Source organism: Variovorax glacialis (assembly GCF_051216375.1).
Lineage (GTDB): Bacteria > Pseudomonadota > Gammaproteobacteria > Burkholderiales > Burkholderiaceae_C > Variovorax.
On record NZ_JBPJZT010000006.1, the window covers coordinates 248885 to 268421 of the forward strand.

The window sequence follows — 19537 nt, forward strand, 5'->3', positions numbered from 1 at the left end:
TCCGCCTTAGAAGCGATAAAGGTAGCGCACCCGCCAGAAGTTTTCGCCGGGATTCGGCTCCTTGATGCTGCCGTTCGAGAAGTGCTGCAGGCGCACGGACACCTCATGCTCCCCGCGCTCGCCGAAGTTGCGCCCGAAGCCGATCTGTTCGGTGAACTGGAAGGCCGTGCTGAACTCGCGGCTGGTGGTGCGGTAGAGACTGTCCATCACCGTGGCACCGATGCCCGCTTCGGCGAACCAGGGCGACTCACCCTGATTGAAACGCCACCGCCAGTTGGCAATCGCGCCGATCTGCGCATAGTTTTGTTGTTCGCCGCCGGTCTGCGGTGCCCGCCATGCGCTGGCAAAGAAGTCCCAATAGAAGGACAACGGACCACCGAGCGCCGGGGATTCCTTGTACCGCCACGGCATGACATAACCCACGGTGACCGAGTTGGTGTCGCCCTCGCTGTGAGGCGCCTGGCCCGCCTGGAGATAGACACCGGGCGCCTGATCCTGAGGGTGCGCAGCAGCGCCCAGGGAAAGCAGCAGGAGCCCAGCGGACAGGGCCGTTTTGAAGCAGATCGCTGATTTGGACATTCGACTTGATGACTTCCTATGGTTATATGTAACAAGCATCTCAGATCTCGAAAATGGGCAAAGTGTTTGTTTGCCGCACCGCAAAGTAGGACTGCGTCCCCAAAGAATGTTGCAGCGCAGCAAAGACCGCGCCGGAGGCCTATAGTTCGTCAACTCCCTCTGCAGAACCGACCATGACGCCCAGCCTTTCATCGCCCCGCTTCTTCAACCCGCTCATGCTGTGGGTCGACGTTGCCGTCAAGACCAACGAAATGCTCCTGTCGTCCGGCTCCGTGATCCAGATGCGCACCGAGCGCATCGCCAAGGCGGGACTGTCTCCCAGTGATGCCGATATTGCCGAATTTCAGCTGATGGGTCACGAGAAACTCGCCGCCGCGAGCGAAGCCGGTGCCGCTATGGCAAATCAGCTACACACCACGCAGTTCGCGCTCATCAACCGCGCGATGAAGCATTGGCTTGGCAGCGGCGTCGCCCTCTTCTCGCTTGCCACGAGCACCACGCCCGTCCAGGCCCTGACTTATGCCGAAGAAGTCGGGACCGCTGCCACGCGCTCGGCCGCTGCTGTGAGCCAATTGAGCAGCGCCAGCGCGCGCATCGTGCAGAGAGGGCTCAAGCCGATTCACGCCAAGGCAACGTCGAACGCGCGCCGGCTCGCCCTGACGCAAGCCTGAGCCGCCGGCCCCACCCGGGAAAAAATCGCCGAGCCACAAGCTTTGCGCAACGCGAGGCTTGCTAGCCTTGGCGCATGCGGATCTCCGAACTCGCCCAACGCGCCGGCGTGACGGTGCATGCACTGCGCCACTACGAACGGCTCGGGCTGCTGCAGCCGGCGCGCACGGCATCGGGCTATCGCGACTACCCCGAATCGATGCGGAGTGAAGTGGTATTCATCGCGATGTCGCGCCGCATCGGCTTCTCGCTTCACGCGATCGGCGAACTGCTCCCGGCCTACCGTGCCGGCCGCCTCAGCATCGCGACGATGACGGATGCGCTCCAGGCGCGGGCGGAGGCGCTGGATCGGCAGATCACCGAGCTTCAGGCCCTGCGCACGCAGGTGCTCGAGCACGCGTCGTGGCTGCGCGCCCAGGAGCGCAAGCAGCGCGCGGGCGCAAAGAAGCCCAAGCCCTGGCCCACACCCCTCGCACGAAAGGAAAAGCGATGAGTACTCAGCTTCAACACGTCGAACAGGCCGTGCTCGCGATGCCGATGGCTCGCACGCTCGGGTTGCGCTTCACGCAACTGGCGCCGGGCCAGGTCGAGATCGAGATGCCGGTCGCCGAAGCCTTCACGTTCAGGCCCGGCCAGCTGCAGGCCACGCCGGTCTTCGCGGTCGCGGATTTCGCTGCGGTTGCCGCCGCCGGCAGCGTGCTGCCAGAGGGATGGCGCAATGCGACGGTCGATACCTCGCTGAAACTGGTGGCGCCCGCGGTGGGCCGCGTCGTCCGGGCGCGCGGACGCGTGGTGAGTGCGGGCAAGCTGCTGACCGTGTGTGCAGCCGACGTCTTTGCCGTCGATGCCGAAGGCACGGAGACGCTGTGCGCCACGCTCCTCGGCACCGCACGCAATATCAAGCCGGCGTGAGGTTCAGGCCGCCGGCACCAGGCGCAGCAAGGTGATCTCCGACGGCGCACCGAAGCGCTTCGGCGGGCCCCAGTAGCCGGTGCCCCGGCTCGTGTAGACCCACATCTCGCGCAACTTGTGCAGCCCCGCCGTGAAGGGCTGCTGGAGCGGCACGAACAGGTTCCACGGAAAGAACTGGCCACCGTGGGTGTGGCCGGAGAGCTGCAGGTGGTAGCCCGCATCGGCAGCGACGGACGCAGTCCGCGGCTGGTGGGCCAGCAACACCCGCGTGTGCACCAGCGGCGGCGCGTCGTGCACTGCGAGGTGCGGATCGCTTGCGTGCGCCGCATCGAAATGCACCGCTGTGTAGTCGGTCACGCCGGCAACCACGAGGGCGCTTTCCATGATCTCCTCGTCGGTCTGTGCGCCCTTCACGTTGCGCGTCTGGAGCACCACGTGCTCGTTGAGCAGCACGCGCAGGCCGAGGCGCCGCAATTCGTCGATCCAGGCGTGCGCACCGGCGTAGTACTCGTGGTTGCCGGTCACCACGAAGGTGCCGTGCCTGGCGCGCAAGCCCTCGAGCGGTGCAATGTGCTCCCGAAGCTCCTGCACCGTGCCGTCGACCAGGTCGCCGGTGATCGCGACCATGTCGGCACCCAGTCCGTTGACCGCGTCGACGATGCGCTGGATGTAGCCGCGCTTGATGGTCGGGCCCACGTGGATGTCGCTCAGCTGCGCGATCGTGAAGCCGTCCAGCGCCGAAGGCAGGTCGCGAATCGGCACGTCGACACGGACCACGCCGGCCGTCCGGCGCGCATTGAGGAATCCGACCAGCGTGATCGCGGTGGCCAGCAACGGCACCGCCGCTGCGCTGGCCATCTGCCACCGGGGCCAGTCGGGTGTCACGCCAAGCGGGAACGTCGCCAGCCAGGCCAGGAGCAGGCCGGCATCGCGCACCAGGGTCAGGACGAACATGGAGGAGAACCAGCCCATGCTCAGGAGGCCGATCCATTTCCATCCGTCGGCCAGTTGCCGCCGTTCGGACCGCATGCCGACGAACGGCAACGGCATCGTCGCGGCGGAAACCGACAGCGCGAGGAGCAGGACCCAAGAGCCGGCTGCGGCGCCGGTCAGCGAAGGCAGCAGCCGCAGGCCGATGTAGACGTGCAACAGCGTGGTCAGGGCGATCAGGGGGCGAAGCGGCATCGGGGCCTTGAAGACGGGCGCAGGCCCGGACACACCATGTGCGAGCGACAGGCTCGACATTCAAGGTGCATGCCACCCTGATGGCGGCTATTTTCGGCCCTCAGGAATGCGCGCTGATGTTCGTCCCGGCCGGCCACACGAAAAGCGTGCGGGTGGCACTGCCCGCCGAGATCTCCACCTCCTGTTTCAGCGTCTGGCCGGCCAGGGTGGCTTCGACCTCATAGCGGCCAGGTTCGAGCCGGGCCACCATGAAAGGGCCGTCGGCCACCACCTGGCTCAAGACCACCTGCCCGGAGGAAGAGCGCACCGTCACCACGACCTCGGCAGCGAACTCCGATCGCTTGCCGTTCTTGACGGCGAACTCGAAGGTTGCCGGCCAGCGGGGCGCGACGTTCTCCATCAGTTCGGCCTCCTCGGTGCTCACGCCGCCGCTCATGTATTCGATGCCGTTCGACATGTGAATGGGCGGGTTGTAGACGGCATGCGCCGCCAATGCACCGAGAAGTGACGCACTGCCGATGACGATGGCAGCCGCGGGCTGCCAGATCCTCTGAGTTCTCATCGCTGTGTCCTTTGCTCATTGGGCGTGAATAATTTCACGCAACCACTATCCGCAGCAAGACTTAGGAGAACCTGATCTCGGGCGCGAAATGGCCCCGCTCATCACTCGCCGGTGGTGACGGACGCCTGATGCTCGGGCCGCGAAAGGCCCATGGCCGCAGCGAAATCGACATTCGACGGCCACATGAACACGGCCTTGGACGCCATGCCATTGAAGACGACCAGCGGTTGCCGGAGCGTCACCCCGCCCATCGTCGCCTCGACCTCATAGGCACCCGGATCGAGCCGGGCAAGCATGAAGGGGGCGCCGGTGGAGGTTTCCATGACCGGCCTGTTCGAGTAGCGCTCGCGCACCATGACCTTTACCTCGGAAGGAAAGGTGATGCCCGGCTTGGCACGGCTGATGCCGAATTCGAGTGTCGCGGCCCAGCGCGGCGACACGGTCTGCATGAATTCGGCTTCTTCGCTGCTCTTCCCGCCGCACATGTATTCGATGCCCTGTGCCACCCGGATGGGCGGATTCGTCATCGCGTGGGACGGAAGGAGTGCGCCGAAGATTGCCAGGGCCGCCGCGGGCCGCCAAAACCGGATCGGATTCATTGCTGTGCTGTCCTTGCTTGCTCGAAAGTGGCGTCTGGCCACCGGTGATTTTCCTTAGCAAGACTCGGGCTAGGAATAGCGTTTACGCCAATTCTCGAAGCGCGCCGACTGACAGGCAGTGCCGAATTCGTATAAGCAACGTCGTTTTCCGACTGTTGGCATTCCGGAAATTGAGATGTTCCGGCGGGCCACTTCACGGCGGGCGGAGCGCCTCCAAACTTGGTGCCTCCGCAACAGCCACCGGTGAAGCTTCGCCGGCGGCCTTTTCAGGACCCTCCGATGAATGCTCCCTGCACGACCTGCGCCGATGCGCTGCCCCCTGAAATCACCGAAAGCAGGCGATCCGCCTGGCTCGCGGTGGGCTCCATCGCCGTCGGCACCTTCGCCATGGTCACGACGGAATTCCTGCCGATAGGGCTTCTGACCGATATCGGCAACGGCCTCCAGGTCTCGGACGGTACGGCCGGCCTCATGGTCACGATGCCGGGTGTGCTGGCTGCCTTCGCGGGGCCGGCGCTGATCGTGGCATCCGGACGGCTCGATCGGCGCACGGTGATGGTCGCGCTCACGGCACTGCTGGTGGCGTCGAACGTGCTTGCGGCGTTCGCGCCGAACTTCGCCACCATGCTGGTCGCCCGTCTTCTCCTCGGGCTCTGTGTCGGCGGTTTCTGGACCTTTGCGCCGAGCGCTGCCACTCAACTGGTGCGCTCGGCATCGCAGGGGCGCGCCATGTCGCTGGTGCTGGCAGGCATCTCGGTCGCCACGGTGCTCGGCGTACCGGCCAGTGCGCTGGTGGGCACCCTCGCCGGCTGGCGCGCTGCTTTCGGCGTGACCGGCTTGCTGGCAGCGGGTGTCCTGCTGGTTCAGATGTGGCTGCTGCTGGCCATGCCGCCCGCGCGCGCCATCCAGCCACGCGACCTGCTCACGCCGCTGACACGCCGCATGGCGCAGGTCGGGCTGCTGGCCGTGCTCTTCCTCATCGCCGGCCACTTCGGCGCGTACACCTATCTCAAGCCGCTGCTGCAGCAAGTGTTCGGACTGGGGCCGGGCGCCGTGACAGCACTGTTGCTGATCTACGGCGCGGCCGGGTTCGTAGGGACCTTCATCGGTGGAAATCTGGTGGCGCGTAGCGTGCGCGCGGCTACGCTGCTGGCGGCCTTGCTGCTTGCGGCGGCGCTGTTGCTGTCGACGATGGTCGGCACCGGCTTCGTGGCCGGCGGTGCGATCGTCATCCTCTGGGGTGTGGCCTTCGGCCTGATTCCGGTTGCGCTCACCGCCTGGATGCTGGAAGCAGTGCCCGACGCGCCCGAGGCCGGGCAGGCGCTGCTCGTGAGCGGATTCCAGGTCGCCATCGCGTCGGGCGCCCTGCTCGGCGGCGTGACGGTCGATGCGTACGGCGTCTCGAACACCATGGTGCTGAGCGGAGGTCTCGTGCTCGTTGCAGCGGCCATCGTCGGTGCGCTGGGTCGCGCGCCTCGTGGGGTGTCGCTGGCCGCGTCCGGGCGGTGAGGGCTCGGGGGAGAACCCAGCGAGCCTCTCGCCGCCTACACCCGCCTCAAACGTCGATGTTCGCGGCCCGCAGCGCGTTCTGCTCGATGAATTCGCGGCGCGGTTCGACCTCATCGCCCATCAGCATGGTGAACACCCGATCGGCTTCGATCGCGTCATCGATCTGGACGCGCAGCAAGCGCCGCACGGCCGGATCCATGGTCGTCTCCCACAACTGCTCGGGATTCATTTCGCCAAGGCCCTTGTAGCGTTGGCGTGAGGTCGCGTTCTCGGCCTGGCCGATGAGCCAGCGCATGGCCTCGCGGAAGTCGCCGACCTTTTCTTCCTTGGCCCTCTCGCCTTCGCCGCGCTTGACCACCGCGCCCTCGCCCAGCAGGTCCCGGAAGGTCTTGGCAGCTTCGGCAAGGGCAGCGTAGTCCGCGCCGTGGACGAAGTCCTGCGTGAGCACACTGCTCTTGATATTGCCGTGATGGCGGCGGCTGACTCGCAGCAGTGGCTTGTCGGTGCGGGCGTCGAACTCGCTCGCAACGTCTGCCGGTGCGCCGGTGGTGTTGAGCTCGCGCAGCTTGTTCTGCAGCGCAACGGCCGAGGCTTCTGCGCTCGCCGTGGTGTCGAGGTCGAGCGAAACGCCATCGGCGATCGCGCGCAAGGCCGCCGCGTCGAGGAACACGCCCAGGCGCGCGATCACGGCTTCAGCCAATTGGTGCTTGCGCGCCAGTTCGGCCAGCGTGTCGCCGCTCAGCGTGGCGGGGTTGTCGCCGCCGGTCGAGACGCTGGCATCCTTCAACGCGACCTTCAGCAGGAATGCATCGAGCGCGGGACCATCCTTCAGGTACTGCTCTTCCTTGCCGACCTTGACCTTGTAGAGCGGCGGCTGCGCGATGTAGATGTGGCCGCGCTCGACCAGTTCCGGCATCTGCCGGTAGAAGAAGGTCAGCAGCAGCGTGCGGATGTGCGCACCGTCCACGTCGGCGTCGGTCATGATGATGATGCGGTGGTAGCGCAGCTTCGCGACGTTGAAGTCGTCGGCGCCGCCGCCCGAGGTCGTCGCCCCGGCCCGACCGATGCCGGTGCCCAGCGCAGTGATCATGGTCAGGATTTCGTTGCTGGTCAGCAGCTTCTCGTAGCGTGCCTTCTCGACGTTCAGGATCTTGCCGCGCAGCGGCAGGATGGCCTGGAACTTCCGGTCACGGCCCTGTTTCGCGGAACCGCCTGCGGAGTCGCCCTCCACCAGGTAAACCTCGCACAGCGCCGGATCCTTTTCCTGGCAGTCGGCCAGCTTGCCGGGCAGGCCCATGCCGTCGAGCACACCCTTGCGGCGCGTCATTTCGCGCGCCTTGCGTGCGGCTTCGCGCGCACGGGCCGCTTCGACGATCTTGCCGCAGATGATCTTGGCGTCGTTCGGCCGTTCCTGCAGGTAGTCGCCCAGCAGCCGGCCGACGATGTCCTCGACCGGCGCGCGAACTTCACTCGACACCAGCTTGTCCTTGGTCTGACTCGAGAACTTCGGCTCGGGCACCTTCACGCTCAGCACGCAGCACAGGCCTTCGCGCATGTCGTCGCCGGTGACTTCGACCTTGGCCTTCTTGGCGAGCTCGTTCTCTTCGATGTACTTGTTGATGACCCGTGTCATTGCCGCGCGCAGGCCGGTCAGGTGGGTCCCGCCGTCACGCTGCGGGATGTTGTTGGTGAAGCACAGCACTTGCTCGTTGTAGCCGCTGTTCCACTGCATCGCGACTTCGACGCCGATGTGCGTGCCGGGAATGCCGCCGTAGGTATCGGCCGGCTTCTCGCCCGCCGCGTAGAAAACGTTCGGATGCAGGACCGTCTTGCCCTTGTTGATGAACTCGACGAAGCCCTTCACGCCGCCGGCGCCGGAGAAGTCGTCCTCCTTGCCGGTCCGCTCGTCGAGCAGCCGGATGCGCACGCCGTTGTTCAGGAAGCTGAGTTCGCGCAGGCGCTTGCTCAGGATCTCGTAATGGAAATCCGCGTTTTCCTTGAAGATTTCCGTGTCGGGCAGGAAGTGCACTTCGGTGCCGCGCTTCTCGGTCTCGCCCGTCACCTTCATCGGCGACACCTCGATGCCGTTGACGACGTCGACGATGCGGTTCTGCACGAAGCCCTTGCTGAACTCCAGCGTGTGCACCTTGCCCTCGCGGCGAACCGTGAGTCGAAGCATCTTGCTGAGCGCGTTCACGCAGCTCACGCCCACCCCATGCAGGCCGCCTGAAACCTTGTAGCTGTTCTGGTTGAACTTGCCGCCCGCGTGCAGTTCGGTGAGCGCAATTTCGGCCGCCGAGCGCTTGGGCTCGTGCTTGTCGTCCATCTTGACGCCGGTCGGAATGCCGCGGCCGTTGTCGGTGACGGAGATCGAGTTGTCGGTGTGGATCGTCACGACGATGTCGTCGCAGTAGCCGGCCAGTGCTTCGTCGATCGAGTTGTCGACCACCTCGAACACCAGGTGGTGCAGGCCCGTGCCGTCGGACGTGTCGCCGATGTACATCCCCGGCCGCTTACGAACCGCTTCCAGCCCTTCGAGGATCGTGATGGAGCCTTCACCGTACGATGTATCGCCAGCCGGTGTCACCTCGATCGGAATCGCGTTGTCGATTTCGGGTGTGTAGACCGGCTCGGTGTGTGGCACGTCCGGCTTGTTGTCTTCGCTCATCAGAATCTTTCTCTCTCGGTAGCTCACGAACTACCTCATTTCAGGAATACCGCGGATCCGGCTCCGCCGGTCCGCAGGTATTGCCCCCTGCAAGGGGGTAGGCGGCCACACGAAGTGGGCAAGCCTGGGGGTGTGCTAAATGCGCATCGGCATGACCACGTACTTGAATGACGCGTTCTCGGGAATCGTCATCAGCACCGAGCTGTTGGAATCGGCGAGGTCCAGCTTCACCATGTCCTGGCTCATGTTGGCGAGCGCGTCGATCAGGTAGGTCACGTTGAAACCGATCTCGATGGCATCGCCGCCGTAGTCGATGTCGAGTTCATCCTGCGCTTCTTCCTGCTCGGCGTTGTTGGACGCGATGCGCAAGGTCCCCGGCTCGATGTTGAGCCGCACGCCCTTGAACTTCTCGCTGGTCAGGATCGCCGTGCGCTGCAGGCTGGCCAGCAGCGGCGCGCGACCCAGCGTCACCGTGTTCTTGTGATTCTTCGGGATCACGCGGTTGTAGTCGGGGAACTTGCCTTCGACCAGCTTGGTGACGAACTCCATGCCGCCGAAGCTGAACTTCGCCTGGTTGTTCGCGAACTGCATCTCGATGGCGCCTTCGGCATCGGACAGCAGGCGCTGCATTTCGAGCACGGTCTTGCGCGGCAGGATGACCTCCTGGCGCGGCACCTCGACGTCGAGCGTGGCGGATGCATAGGCCAGGCGGTGGCCATCCGTCGCGACCAGGCTGAGCTGCTTGCCCTCGGCGACGAACAGGATGCCGTTGAGGTAGTAGCGGATGTCGTGTACCGCCATGGCGAAGGACACCTGGCTCAGCAGGTCCTTGAGGGTCTTCTGCGGCACGCTGAACACAGGGCCGAAATTCGCGGACTCCTGAACGAGGGGAAAGTCCTCGGCCGGCAGGGACTGCAGCGTGAAGCGGCTCTTTCCGCCTTTCAGCACCAGCTTGCTCGCGCTCGATTCAAGGCTCACCGTCTGGTCGGACGGCATCGTCCGCAGGATGTCGATCAGCTTGCGTGCGCCGATGGTCGTCGTGAAGTTGCCCTCGTCGCCGCCGAGCTCGGCATGCGTCCTGATCTGGATTTCAAGGTCGCTGGTGGTGAGCTGCAGCTGGCCACCGGTCTTGCGGATGAGCACGTTGGCCAGGATCGGCAGCGTGTGGCGCCGTTCCACGATCCCAGCCACCGACTGCAGCGCCGCGAGGACTTTGTCTTGTGTTGCCTTCAAAACGATCATGTCTTACCTCTTCCTTTATTTCTTTAATTCAAATTAGTAGTAGTAGATAAGGGACGCACCGCCCTGTGGACAGGTCGATTTTCCGCTTTCCTGACAAGCACTTGCAGCGCCCGGACGGCTGTGCGCAGCCGCGCTTCGGCGCTGTCGCGACAGGGCGAACAACTTCGCGTCGGACGCCTGGCCTGTGGACAAGCGCCGCCTTGTGCAGCAACTGGTCACAGAGTTGTCCTTTGACAGCCTTCGACGAATCTGCGTAGCGCCTTCATTCGTCAGCCCTTGAGGGTTTGCTCCAGAACGTGCAGTTGCTGGTTGAGCTCGGTGAGCTGCTGGCGCTCGCCTGAAATCTTGCGGACGGCATGCAGGACGGTGGTGTGATCGCGGCCGCCGAATAACTCGCCGATTTCCGGCAGGCTCTTCTGGGTCAGTTCCTTGGCCAGGTACATGGCGATCTGTCGCGGCCGGGCGATCGATGCCGGGCGCTTCTTCGAATACATGTCGGCGACCTTGATCTTGTAATAGTCGGCCACCGTCTTCTGGATGTTCTCGACCGAGATCTGCCGGTTCTGGATCGACAGCAGGTCGCGCAGTGCCTCGCGCGCGAGCGCGATCGAGATTTCCTTCTGGTTGAAGCGCGAATACGCCAGGATCTTTCGCAGCGCGCCTTCGAGTTCGCGCACGTTCGATCGGACGTTCTTCGCGACAAAGAAGGCGACTTCCTCGGGCATCTCGGCGCTCTCGGCCCGCGCCTTGTTGATCAGGATCGCCACGCGCATTTCGAGCTCGGGCGGCTCGATCGCGACCGTCAGGCCGGAATCGAAGCGCGACACGAGTCGCTCGTGGATGTCCGCCAGACCCTTCGGATAGGTGTCGCTCGTCATCACGATGTGCGACTTCTTGGCGAGCAGGGCTTCAAAGGCGTTGAAGAACTCTTCCTGGGTTCGGTCCTTGTTGGCGAAGAACTGGACGTCGTCGATCAGCAGCAGATCGAGCGAGTGATAGCGCTCCTTGAACTCGTCGAAAGTCTTGCGCTGATAGGCTTTGACCACATCGGATACAAATTGCTCCGCGTGGATGTAGAGAACTTTGGAATCGGGGCGGTCCGCGAGCAGCCGGTTGCCCACTGCATGCATCAGGTGAGTCTTCCCCAGACCGACGCCGCCATAGATGAACAGCGGGTTGTAGAGATGCCCCGGCATGCCTGCCACGTGCATGGCGGCGGCGCGCGCCATGCGGTTGGCCGTACCCTCGACGAGGGTGTCGAAAGTAAGGCCCGCGTTCAGGCGATTCTTGAACGCCGAAGCGGAGAGGTCCTCGCCTGGACTGGCCATCTCGCGCGGCACATCGGTTTCGGACACGACGGCCAGGGAGACAGGCCGCGTAGCGATTTCCCGAGGAGCGAGCGCTAACTCTATTAGCACTGGCTGACCATAGAGCTTTTCCGCCATGGCGGCGATCTTGCCGGCGTACTGGGCCCGGATCCAGTCCAGTTTGAAGCGGTTAGCAACGAAGACCGTGACCCGCGAAAGATCATCCGCGACCTTCGCGGTCAGCGGCTTGATCCATGTGTTGAACTGCTGTTCGGACAACTCCTGCGCGAGTTGATCGACGCAGGCCTGCCAAAGGCTGTCACCGACGCCGTCACCCGGCATGGGTGCTCTGAAAAGTGGTTTGTCCCTCAGCCATCTCTCGTGTTTGTGTTGTGGATAGTCGCACCCGCGATGCGTCGTCGATTCTAACTTGTCAAAAACTTATCCACACCATGTCAACGGGCCGTCAATAGGTGTGGGGGCCTGCCGGGATTGTCGCCTGCAAGAATGTTTGCGATAATCGCGGGTTTCCCTGAAAACCTCTTTGTGTGTTTCGGGGTATCTCTCGGATCTCCCGGGAAAACCAAGGTCGCCAATGGCCTTCCGGGCCGAGAGGCTCAAACGCCGGCCAGCCGGTGAATCAGGAAAATCATCATGAAACGCACTTACCAAGCATCCAAAGTCCGCCGCGCCCGTACCCACGGCTTTCTGGTCCGCATGAAGACCCGTGGCGGCCGTGCCGTCATCAACGCTCGCCGCGCCAAGGGCCGCAAGCGTCTCGCCGTCTAACCGGCACGCCCGCACCGTTGCCAGTCGCATCGCAGCCGCCATCACATCCTGACGGCGCCTTGCGGTTGGCTTTCATGCAGCGGCTCAAGACCCGCGCGCAATTCCAGGCCGTACTCGCAGGTGTAACCGTGGCGCGGACCGCCCACTTTGCACTGCATCGCTGTGCGCTGGACGTCTCGTCCGGCGCCGCACCCCTGTTCAATGAGCAGGACGTATGGGTTGGGGCGATGGTTCCCAAACGCTGGGCTCGCCGTGCGGTCACCCGCAACGCGATCAAACGTCAGATCTATATCGTGAGCGCAGCCGCGTCCGAAGCTTCATTGCCACAGGCCGCGCACGTCGTGCGCCTGCGCGCGGGCTTCGACCGCAAGGAGTTCGTCAGCGCGACGTCCGACAAGCTCAAGGCCGCCGTGCGGGCCGAACTCCAGCAATTGCTAGAGCGGGCCGCCGCGGCGCGCGCATGATGAACCGCTTGCTGATCGGCCTCGTAAAGGCCTACCGACTTTTGCTGAGCCCTTGGCTCGGCCAGTCCTGCCGTTTCGAGCCCACCTGTTCCATCTACGCCATCGCCGCGCTCGAGCAGCACGGCGCGGCAGCCGGCAGCTATCTCACGCTGCGCCGGATCGCCCGATGCCAGCCCTGGTGCCAAGGCGGGCATGATCCGGTTCCTCCCAAGGCACAACACCCGACCTCGCGCTCGGGCTCGCTGTTTGCCTTTCTCTCTTCCGACGACAAGAAGTCTTCTTCATGAACGATATCCGCCGCACCATCCTGTGGGTGATTTTTGGTTTCTCGCTGGTGCTGCTGTGGGACCAATGGCAGGTCTACAACGGCCACAAGCCGACTTTCCTTCCTTCGACGAAGACGGCTGCGCCCGCCAACCCACCGGTCGCGCCGGCGGCAACCTCCAGCAACGGCGTCCCTGCCGCCGCAGGCACGCCTGCAAGCGGCGCGCTACCTGCTCAAGCCGCTGCTCCGGCAATCGGCGAAAAGTTCACCGTCTCCACTGACGTTTTCAAGGCCGTGATTGACGGAGAAGGCGGCACCCTCTCCGAACTGCAGCTGCTCAAGTTCGTCGACCAGACCAACAACCATGGGCTCGTCGAATGGGTTCGGCGACTCTTCGGTCTTCCGGTCGCGGAGAACGAACTCAAGCCCGTCACCCTGATGGAAAACGGCTCGCCCGCGACCCGCTACGTCGCCCAGACAGGCCTGTTGAACACCGTGGACACCGGTGACCGCTTCCCCAACCACCTGAGCCTGATGACGGCCCGCCCGGGACCGCGCCAACTGGCCGACGGGCAGAACACGCTCGAAGTGGTCTTCGAATCGCAGCCCGTGGGCGGCATGAAATACGTCAAGACCTACGTGTTCCAGCGCGGCGACTATTCGATCCACGTCAAGCACCAGATCGTCAACGTCAGCGACCAGCCGCGCGACGCACAGCTCTATCTGCAATTCGTGCGCCACGGCACCGTCGCTGCGGGCACGATGTTCGGCACCAATACCTTCACCGGTCCGGCCATCTTCACGGAACAGAAGAAGTTCCAGAAGATCGCCTTCACCGACATCGCCAAGGGCAAGGTCGAGTTGCCAGCGCCTGCCACCGATGGCTGGGTCGCCATGGTGCAGCACTATTTCGTCTCGGCCTGGCTGCTGAACGTGCCCGGCAGCGAGAACATCAAGCGCGAGTTCCGGGTCGCGGATCTCGGCAACAACCTGTTCTCGGTGGCCATGGTGCTGCAGGTGCCGAAGCTGGCGCCCGGAGCGGCGCAGACCATCGAGAGCAATCTCTTCGCCGGTCCCGAGGAAGAGAAGAAGCTGGAAGCGCTTGCGCCCGGCCTCGACCTCGTCAAGGACTACGGCATCTTCGCGATCATCTCCAAGCCGCTGTACTGGCTCCTCAACCAACTGCACGGCATCCTCGGCAACTGGGGCTGGTCGATCGTGGCGCTTGTGGTCCTGCTGAAGGCCGCCTTCTACTGGCTCAACGCCAAGGCCTACGCAAGCATGGCCAAGATGAAGGCGATCAATCCCAAGATCATGGAAATGCGCGAGCGCCTCAAGGACAAGCCGCAGGAAATGCAGCAGGAGATGATGCGGATCTATCGCGAGGAAAAGGTCAACCCGATGGGCGGCTGCTTCCCGATCGTGATCCAGATCCCCGTGTTCATCGCGCTCTACTGGGTGCTTCTGTCGTCCGTCGAGATGCGCCACGCACCGTGGGTTCTCTGGATCCAGGACCTTTCGGCACCCGATCCCTGGTTCATCCTTCCGGTGGTGATGACGGCGACCTCGCTCTTCCAGACCTGGCTCAACCCGACGCCGCCGGACCCGATGCAGGCCAAGCTCATGTGGATCATGCCGCTCGCGTTCAGCGTGATGTTCATCTTCTTCCCTGCGGGCCTCGTGCTGTACTGGATCACCAACAACGTGCTGTCGATCGCGCAGCAGTGGTTCATCAACAAGCGCCTGGGCGTGCTTGGCAAGAAGTAGGCGTCAACCCTGACGCCATGACGAGGGGCCGCGAAAGCGGCCCTTTTTGCTGGAAGAATCCCGCCATGCTCGCGCGCACCACCGATCCGATCGTTGCCATCGCCACGGCTTCCGGCCGGGGGGCCGTCGGCATCGTGCGGGTGTCCGGTGCGCGGATGGCGCCCCTCATCGAGGCCATCTGCGCGCGCCCTCTGAAACCACGCGAGGCGACTTACCTTCCGTTCCTCGATGCCGAGGGTGTGGCGATCGATCACGGATTGGCGATCCACTTCCCCGCGCCGCATTCCTTCACCGGCGAGGACGTGTTCGAGCTGCAAGCGCACGGCGGGACGGTGGTGCTGCAGTTGCTGCTCGCGCGCTGCCTCGAGGCGGCCGAAGAAATCGACCCTGCCAACGGCCAACGCCGGCTGGCCGGATTGCGTGTGGCGGAACCGGGAGAGTTCAGCCAGCGTGCCTTTCTCAACGGAAAGATCGATCTGGCCCAGGCCGAGGCGATTGCCGACCTGATCGATGCCAGCACGGAAGCCGCGGCGCGCAGTGCCGGGCGTTCGCTTTCCGGGGCCTTTTCGGAGGAGATCCATACCTTGCTCGACGCGTTGGTGCGCCTGCGTATGCTCGTCGAGGCAACACTCGACTTTCCCGACGAGGAGATCGACTTTCTTCAGGAGGCCGACGCCGTCGGGCAACTGGCAGCGCTCAAGGTGCAACTCGACGCGGTGCAGCAGCGCGCGCGCCAGGGCGCCCTGTTGCGGGAAGGCATCAAGGTCGTGATTGCAGGGCAACCGAATGCGGGCAAGAGTTCGCTGCTCAATGCCCTGGCCGGCGCGGAACTGGCCATCGTGAGCGCCGTCGCTGGCACCACGAGGGACGTCGTCTCGCAGACCATCCAGATCCATGGGGTACCACTTCATGTGGTCGACACGGCCGGCCTGCGCGACAGCATCGACGAAGTCGAGCAGATCGGTATCGCGCGCGCATGGGGGCAGATCGAAGGCGCGGACGCGGTGTTGTTCCTGCACGACCTGACACGGATGACCGCGGCCGAGTACTCGCAGGCGGACGAGGAGATCGCGCGCGTCCTGACGACCAAATTGCCTCCGAGCGTCCCGGTGATCGACATCTGGAGCAAGCTGGATGCGGCACCAGGCGCAAACCCGAGCTCGGACGCGGGGGTCAGCCTGTCCGCCCGGACCGGTTTCGGAATTGAGGCGCTTCGGAGCCGTTTGCTCGAGGTGGCGGGATGGCAGTCCGTCCCCGAGGGCGTCTACCTTGCGAGGGCGAGGCACGTCCAGGCGCTGTCGCGTGTCGACCAGCACATTGCCATTGCGGCAGAGCACCTTGCTTCGCGTGCCCAGGCCCTGGACCTGCTGGCTGAAGAACTGCGCCTCGCGCAGAACGCGCTCAGTGAAATCACCGGCGAGTTCGGCGCCGACGACTTGCTCGGCGTGATCTTTTCCCGCTTCTGCATCGGCAAATGAGCTGAAAATGTGAGTTTGTGTGATATGTGTCACCGCGCATTTGTGGTTTCGCAGATACTCGACCCACAGCAGGGGCTTACATCGATGTCATCCAGCATTCAGGATCTTTGCCGCGCCATCGCGCAAAACACCAGCTATGACGCCTTTGCGCCAGCGCTCAACGCCCAGCAATGGGAGACCCTGGCCAGCTATCTGCAACCCTTCGACTTGTCGGCGGGCCAGGTGCTGATCGACCAGGGCGCGAACGACCGAACGCTTTTCTTCATCGAGAGCGGCGCGCTCAGCGTGCACCTCATCGGTGACAGGGGCCAGATGCAACTGGCCATCCTCAACCCCGGATCGGTGGTGGGTGAAGGCGCGTTCTTCTCGCGCCTGCCGCGTTCGGCCAACGTCGTTGCAACCGGCTCGGCCCGCGTCTGGAGACTGACCGCCATCCGGTTCGCCGAGATGTCGAACCGGCAACCGAATCTCGCCCTGGAACTGACGATGGGACTGGGCGCCGTCATCGCCAAGCGCATGGTGAACAAGCCCAAGCGCGTCGCGGTGACCTGACGACGGGTTGCATTGCGGTGGTCTGCGCTGAATGCCAAACGGCAAACCGTGACGAGAACAGCAAGTTCTGCAAGGGGTGCGGCCGGCGGATGAACGTCCCTGTCGCTTCTGCGGTGACTGCTGGCGCCATCGAGGTCGCGGAACCTGCCGACACGCTGCCGGGCATCGAGGACGAATGGCCCGCGACCCAGCGCATGGCGTATCACCCCGACCTCGCCCCGGATGCGCTTTTCAACCGTGCCATCCCCGCAACGGCAGTTGCCGGGGCGGCTGAAGTGCTGTCTCGCGCGCGGCGGACGTTGCCGCCCCCCCTGCCTGCTTCGCCCTCCTCGTCGTCGCTGGCTCGAAGCGCCCGTCGGTCCGCCGCCAGGCGGTCCTCGCGTTCGAGAAGCGTCGCCAGCGAGCGTCAGTCCCTGGTGAGTCGACTCGGTACGTGGGGCCTGGTGATTGCGGTGGTCGCCGCCGTCGCGCTCGGTTGGGGCTATGTCTACAACGCCCGGAACTCGGCGGTGCCCGCTGTTGCGAAGGAGGTCGCCCTACCAGTACCGGCACCTGCCGAGCCTGTGACGGCTCCCCCAGTGATCGCGAAAATGATCGAGCCTGCACCTGTTGTCACCGAAGCGCCGCCGATGGAAGAGCCGCCCCCCGTTCCCGCGAAACCCGCCTCGGCGCCCGCCAAACCTCGCAAGGCCGCAGCGCCAGTGGCGGTCGCGCCGCAACCCGCTGCCACACCGGTGTCGGAACCCGCGCCACCGCCACCGCCCGAGCCCGTTGCGCCGGCGAGCCCACAGTCGCTGTGCGCCGGCCTGAACTTCATCGCTCGCGCCCAGTGCATGGCCGCGCAGTGTGCCAAGGCAGACTTCAGATTGCACGCCCAGTGCGAAGCCGTTCGACGCCAACAGCAGATCGAGGAAGAAAAGCGGAATCCGACGCTGATCAACTGATTCCGATCAGCCCTTCTGCAGCTTGTCGATCGCCATGGCCAGCGCGCCCGGCTTGCCGGACAGCACCAGCGTGTCGCCATCCGCCAGCACCGTGTCGTCGGTGGCGTCGGCAGCCTTGCCATCGCGCCGACGCAGACTTGCCACGCGCACGCCGAGGGCATGGAGCGCAACCCGGGCAAGCGGCTGACCGATCGCGCGCGCGCCGCCGGACAGCGTGAAGGTATTCAGGCGCTCGTGGTCGAGCTCGTCGGCGTTGTCGTCGTCGGCGCCATGGAAGTAGCCGCGCAGCAGGTTGTAGCGCGCGTCCCGCTGGTCCTGGACCACCCGGATCACGCGCCGCATCGGCACGCCGACAAGCGCCAACGCATGACTGGCCAGCATCAGTGAACCTTCGATCGCCTCGGGCACCACCTCTGTCGCGCCGGCGGCCTGCAGCTTCTCGAGATCGCGATCGTCCTGCGTGCGCACGATCACCGGCACCTGCGGCGCGTGCGCGCGGGTGTTGGCCAGGACCTTGAGGGCGCCCGGCACGTCCTGGTACGTCACCACCACGGCGCTGGCGCGCGCCAGGCCGGAAGCCATCAGCGCCTGCAGGCGTGCGGCGTCGCCGAAGACCACCGAATCGCCGGCCGCCGTGGCCTGGCGGACGCGGTCCGGGTCAAGGTCCAGCGCCAGGTAGGGGATGCCCTCGCGCTCCAGCACACGGGCCAGGTTCTGCCCGCAACGCCCGTAGCCGCAGATGATCACGTGCTGCGCGGTATTGATCGTCTTTCGCGCGATCGTCGTCATCTGCAGCGACTGCTGGAGCCAGTCGCTGGCCACGAGTTTTCGCACGATGCGGTTGCTGTACATGATGATGAAAGGCGTCGAGAGCATCGACAGCACCATCGACGCCAGCACCGGGTTCAGCAGCCACTGCGGCAGCAGATTCTTCCCCTGGGCCAGCGCCAGCAGCACGAAGCCGAACTCGCCGGCCTGCGCGAGGTAGAGGCCCGTGCGCAGCGAGACGCCCATCGTCGCGCCGAGCAAACGAGCCAGCACTGTGACCAGCATGAGCTTGAAGGCCAGGGGCAACAGCAGGAGCACCGCGACAAGGGCCCAGCGCTCGACGACGATGTGCCAGTCGAGCGACATCCCGATCGTGATGAAGAACAGCCCCAGGAGGACGTCGTGAAAGGGCCGGATGTCCGTTTCGACCTGGTGCTTGAACTCGGTCTCCGAGACCAGCATGCCGGCAACGAAGGCACCGAGTGCCAGGCTCAGCCCGGCAAGCTCGGTCAGCCAGGCCAGCCCGAGGGTCACCAGCAGCAGGTTGAGCATGAAGAGCTCCTCGCTGCGCCGGCGAGCGACCAGCGTCAGCCACCAGCGCATCACCCGCGGCCCGCCATAAAGCAGTACTGCGATCAGGAACGTGGCCTTCAATAGCGCGACACCCAATGCCTTCAGCAGGGCTTCCGGCGGCGCGCCCAAGGCCGGGATCAGCACCAGCAAAGGCACCACGGCGAGATCCTGGAACAACAGCACGCCCATTACCCGCTTGCCGTGCTCGCTGTCGAGTTCCAGACGCTCGGCCATGAGCTTCACGACGATCGCGGTGCTGCTCATGGTGAGCGCGCCGGACAGCACGAATGCCGTTTGCCAGCCCAGGCGCCAGCCGGGCGGCAGCCAGGCAGCGATCAGCAATGCGCCGCCGGTCGCGATCGCGATCGTGAGCATCACCTGCAGGAGTCCCAGCCCGAACACGTGCTTGCGCATGGTTCGCAGCTTGGGCAGGCTGAACTCCAGGCCGATCACGAACATCAGGAAAACGACGCCGAACTCGCCCAGGTGTTGGATGCCCTCGGAGTTCTGGGCCAGCGCGAACGCATGCGGTCCGATCAGCACGCCGGCCGACAGATAGCCCAGCATGGGCGGCAGCTTGAAGAAGCGGCAGACCACCACGCCGATCACCGCAGCAAGCAGGTACATCAACGTGAGATCGAGCGACGACATGGCCCGATGCTACTGAATGTTCCCCATGGTTCCCGCCCCATGTGTGCCGGCCGG

At 64.6% G+C, this 19537-nt stretch carries 19 protein-coding genes; 11 read left to right on the forward strand and 8 right to left on the reverse strand.

Features of this window, described 5'->3' with window-relative positions; genetic code table 11:
* Positions 1–6: 6 nt before the first annotated feature.
* Positions 7–579: an acyloxyacyl hydrolase gene (locus ACSFBL_RS18085; RefSeq protein ID WP_435517175.1), complete on the reverse strand. Its 573-nt coding sequence runs from the start codon at positions 577–579 to the stop codon at positions 7–9.
* A 215-nt stretch (positions 580–794) separates the two neighbouring features.
* On the opposite strand from ACSFBL_RS18085, the gene ACSFBL_RS18090 reads away from it, so the two are divergent.
* The 3 genes from ACSFBL_RS18090 (at position 795) to ACSFBL_RS18100 (ending at position 2160) form a co-directional block, all read left to right on the forward strand.
* Positions 795–1250, forward strand: coding sequence for a polyhydroxyalkanoate granule-associated phasin (locus tag ACSFBL_RS18090; protein WP_435517176.1), 456 nt, complete (start codon positions 795–797; stop codon positions 1248–1250).
* A gap of 74 nt (positions 1251–1324) precedes the next feature.
* Positions 1325–1741: a MerR family DNA-binding transcriptional regulator gene (locus ACSFBL_RS18095; RefSeq protein ID WP_435517177.1), complete on the forward strand. Its 417-nt coding sequence runs from the start codon at positions 1325–1327 to the stop codon at positions 1739–1741.
* Positions 1738–2160 (forward strand): PaaI family thioesterase, encoded by a 423-nt coding sequence (locus ACSFBL_RS18100; RefSeq protein ID WP_435517178.1) that lies wholly within the window; start codon positions 1738–1740, stop codon positions 2158–2160. Before ACSFBL_RS18095 ends, ACSFBL_RS18100 begins: the two co-directional genes overlap by 4 nt.
* 3 nt (positions 2161–2163) lie before the next feature.
* Here ACSFBL_RS18100 and ACSFBL_RS18105 read toward each other — a convergent pair whose 3' ends face one another.
* The 3 genes from ACSFBL_RS18105 to ACSFBL_RS18115 form a co-directional block, all read right to left on the reverse strand.
* Entirely contained in the window at positions 2164–3405 is a 1242-nt protein-coding gene (locus tag ACSFBL_RS18105; protein WP_435517179.1) for a metallophosphoesterase, read from the reverse strand.
* A gap of 40 nt (positions 3406–3445) precedes the next feature.
* Complete coding sequence (locus tag ACSFBL_RS18110; protein WP_435517180.1) at positions 3446–3907, reverse strand: hypothetical protein; 462 nt, start codon at positions 3905–3907, stop codon at positions 3446–3448.
* 101 nt (positions 3908–4008) lie between these two features.
* Positions 4009–4506, reverse strand: a complete 498-nt coding sequence (locus tag ACSFBL_RS18115; protein ID WP_435517181.1) for a hypothetical protein — start codon at positions 4504–4506, stop codon at positions 4009–4011.
* 279 nt (positions 4507–4785) lie between these two features.
* Between ACSFBL_RS18115 and ACSFBL_RS18120 the strand changes: the two genes are divergently transcribed.
* Complete coding sequence (locus ACSFBL_RS18120; protein ID WP_435517182.1) at positions 4786–6015, forward strand: MFS transporter; 1230 nt, start codon at positions 4786–4788, stop codon at positions 6013–6015.
* Positions 6016–6061: 46 nt separating this feature from the next.
* On the opposite strand, the gene gyrB is transcribed toward ACSFBL_RS18120, so the two are convergent.
* From gyrB to dnaA, 3 genes are all read right to left on the reverse strand, one after another.
* Positions 6062–8683, reverse strand: coding sequence for a DNA topoisomerase (ATP-hydrolyzing) subunit B (gene gyrB / locus ACSFBL_RS18125; RefSeq protein ID WP_435517183.1), 2622 nt, complete (start codon positions 8681–8683; stop codon positions 6062–6064).
* A 135-nt stretch (positions 8684–8818) separates the two neighbouring features.
* Positions 8819–9925: a DNA polymerase III subunit beta gene (dnaN, locus tag ACSFBL_RS18130; protein ID WP_435517184.1), complete on the reverse strand. Its 1107-nt coding sequence runs from the start codon at positions 9923–9925 to the stop codon at positions 8819–8821.
* 269 nt (positions 9926–10194) lie between these two features.
* Entirely contained in the window at positions 10195–11574 is a 1380-nt protein-coding gene (gene dnaA, locus ACSFBL_RS18135) for a chromosomal replication initiator protein DnaA (RefSeq protein ID WP_435517185.1), read from the reverse strand.
* A 312-nt stretch (positions 11575–11886) separates the two neighbouring features.
* Here dnaA and rpmH point away from each other — a divergent pair, with 312 nt between their 5' ends.
* From rpmH to ACSFBL_RS18170, 7 genes are all read left to right on the forward strand, one after another.
* Positions 11887–12021, forward strand: coding sequence for a 50S ribosomal protein L34 (gene rpmH, locus ACSFBL_RS18140; protein ID WP_007834827.1), 135 nt, complete (start codon positions 11887–11889; stop codon positions 12019–12021).
* Between the two features lie 74 nt (positions 12022–12095).
* On the forward strand, positions 12096–12485 hold the full coding sequence (locus ACSFBL_RS18145) for a ribonuclease P protein component (RefSeq protein ID WP_435517186.1): 390 nt from the start codon (positions 12096–12098) through the stop codon (positions 12483–12485).
* A complete protein-coding gene (yidD, locus tag ACSFBL_RS18150; protein WP_435517187.1) occupies positions 12485–12772 on the forward strand; it encodes a membrane protein insertion efficiency factor YidD in 288 nt (95 codons plus the stop codon). The genes ACSFBL_RS18145 and yidD overlap by 1 nt, the downstream gene beginning before the upstream one ends.
* Entirely contained in the window at positions 12769–14517 is a 1749-nt protein-coding gene (gene yidC / locus ACSFBL_RS18155) for a membrane protein insertase YidC (RefSeq protein WP_435517188.1), read from the forward strand. Before yidD ends, yidC begins: the two co-directional genes overlap by 4 nt.
* Before the next feature lie 65 nt (positions 14518–14582).
* Positions 14583–15995, forward strand: a complete 1413-nt coding sequence (gene mnmE, locus ACSFBL_RS18160; protein ID WP_435517189.1) for a tRNA uridine-5-carboxymethylaminomethyl(34) synthesis GTPase MnmE — start codon at positions 14583–14585, stop codon at positions 15993–15995.
* Between the two features lie 84 nt (positions 15996–16079).
* Positions 16080–16547, forward strand: coding sequence for a cyclic nucleotide-binding domain-containing protein (locus ACSFBL_RS18165; protein WP_435517190.1), 468 nt, complete (start codon positions 16080–16082; stop codon positions 16545–16547).
* Positions 16548–16636: 89 nt separating this feature from the next.
* Complete coding sequence (locus tag ACSFBL_RS18170) at positions 16637–17491, forward strand: hypothetical protein (RefSeq protein ID WP_435517191.1); 855 nt, start codon at positions 16637–16639, stop codon at positions 17489–17491.
* A 6-nt stretch (positions 17492–17497) separates the two neighbouring features.
* Here the strand turns inward: ACSFBL_RS18170 and ACSFBL_RS18175 are convergent, their stop codons facing one another.
* Positions 17498–19483: a monovalent cation:proton antiporter family protein gene (locus ACSFBL_RS18175; protein ID WP_435517192.1), complete on the reverse strand. Its 1986-nt coding sequence runs from the start codon at positions 19481–19483 to the stop codon at positions 17498–17500.
* Positions 19484–19537 lie beyond the last annotated feature (54 nt).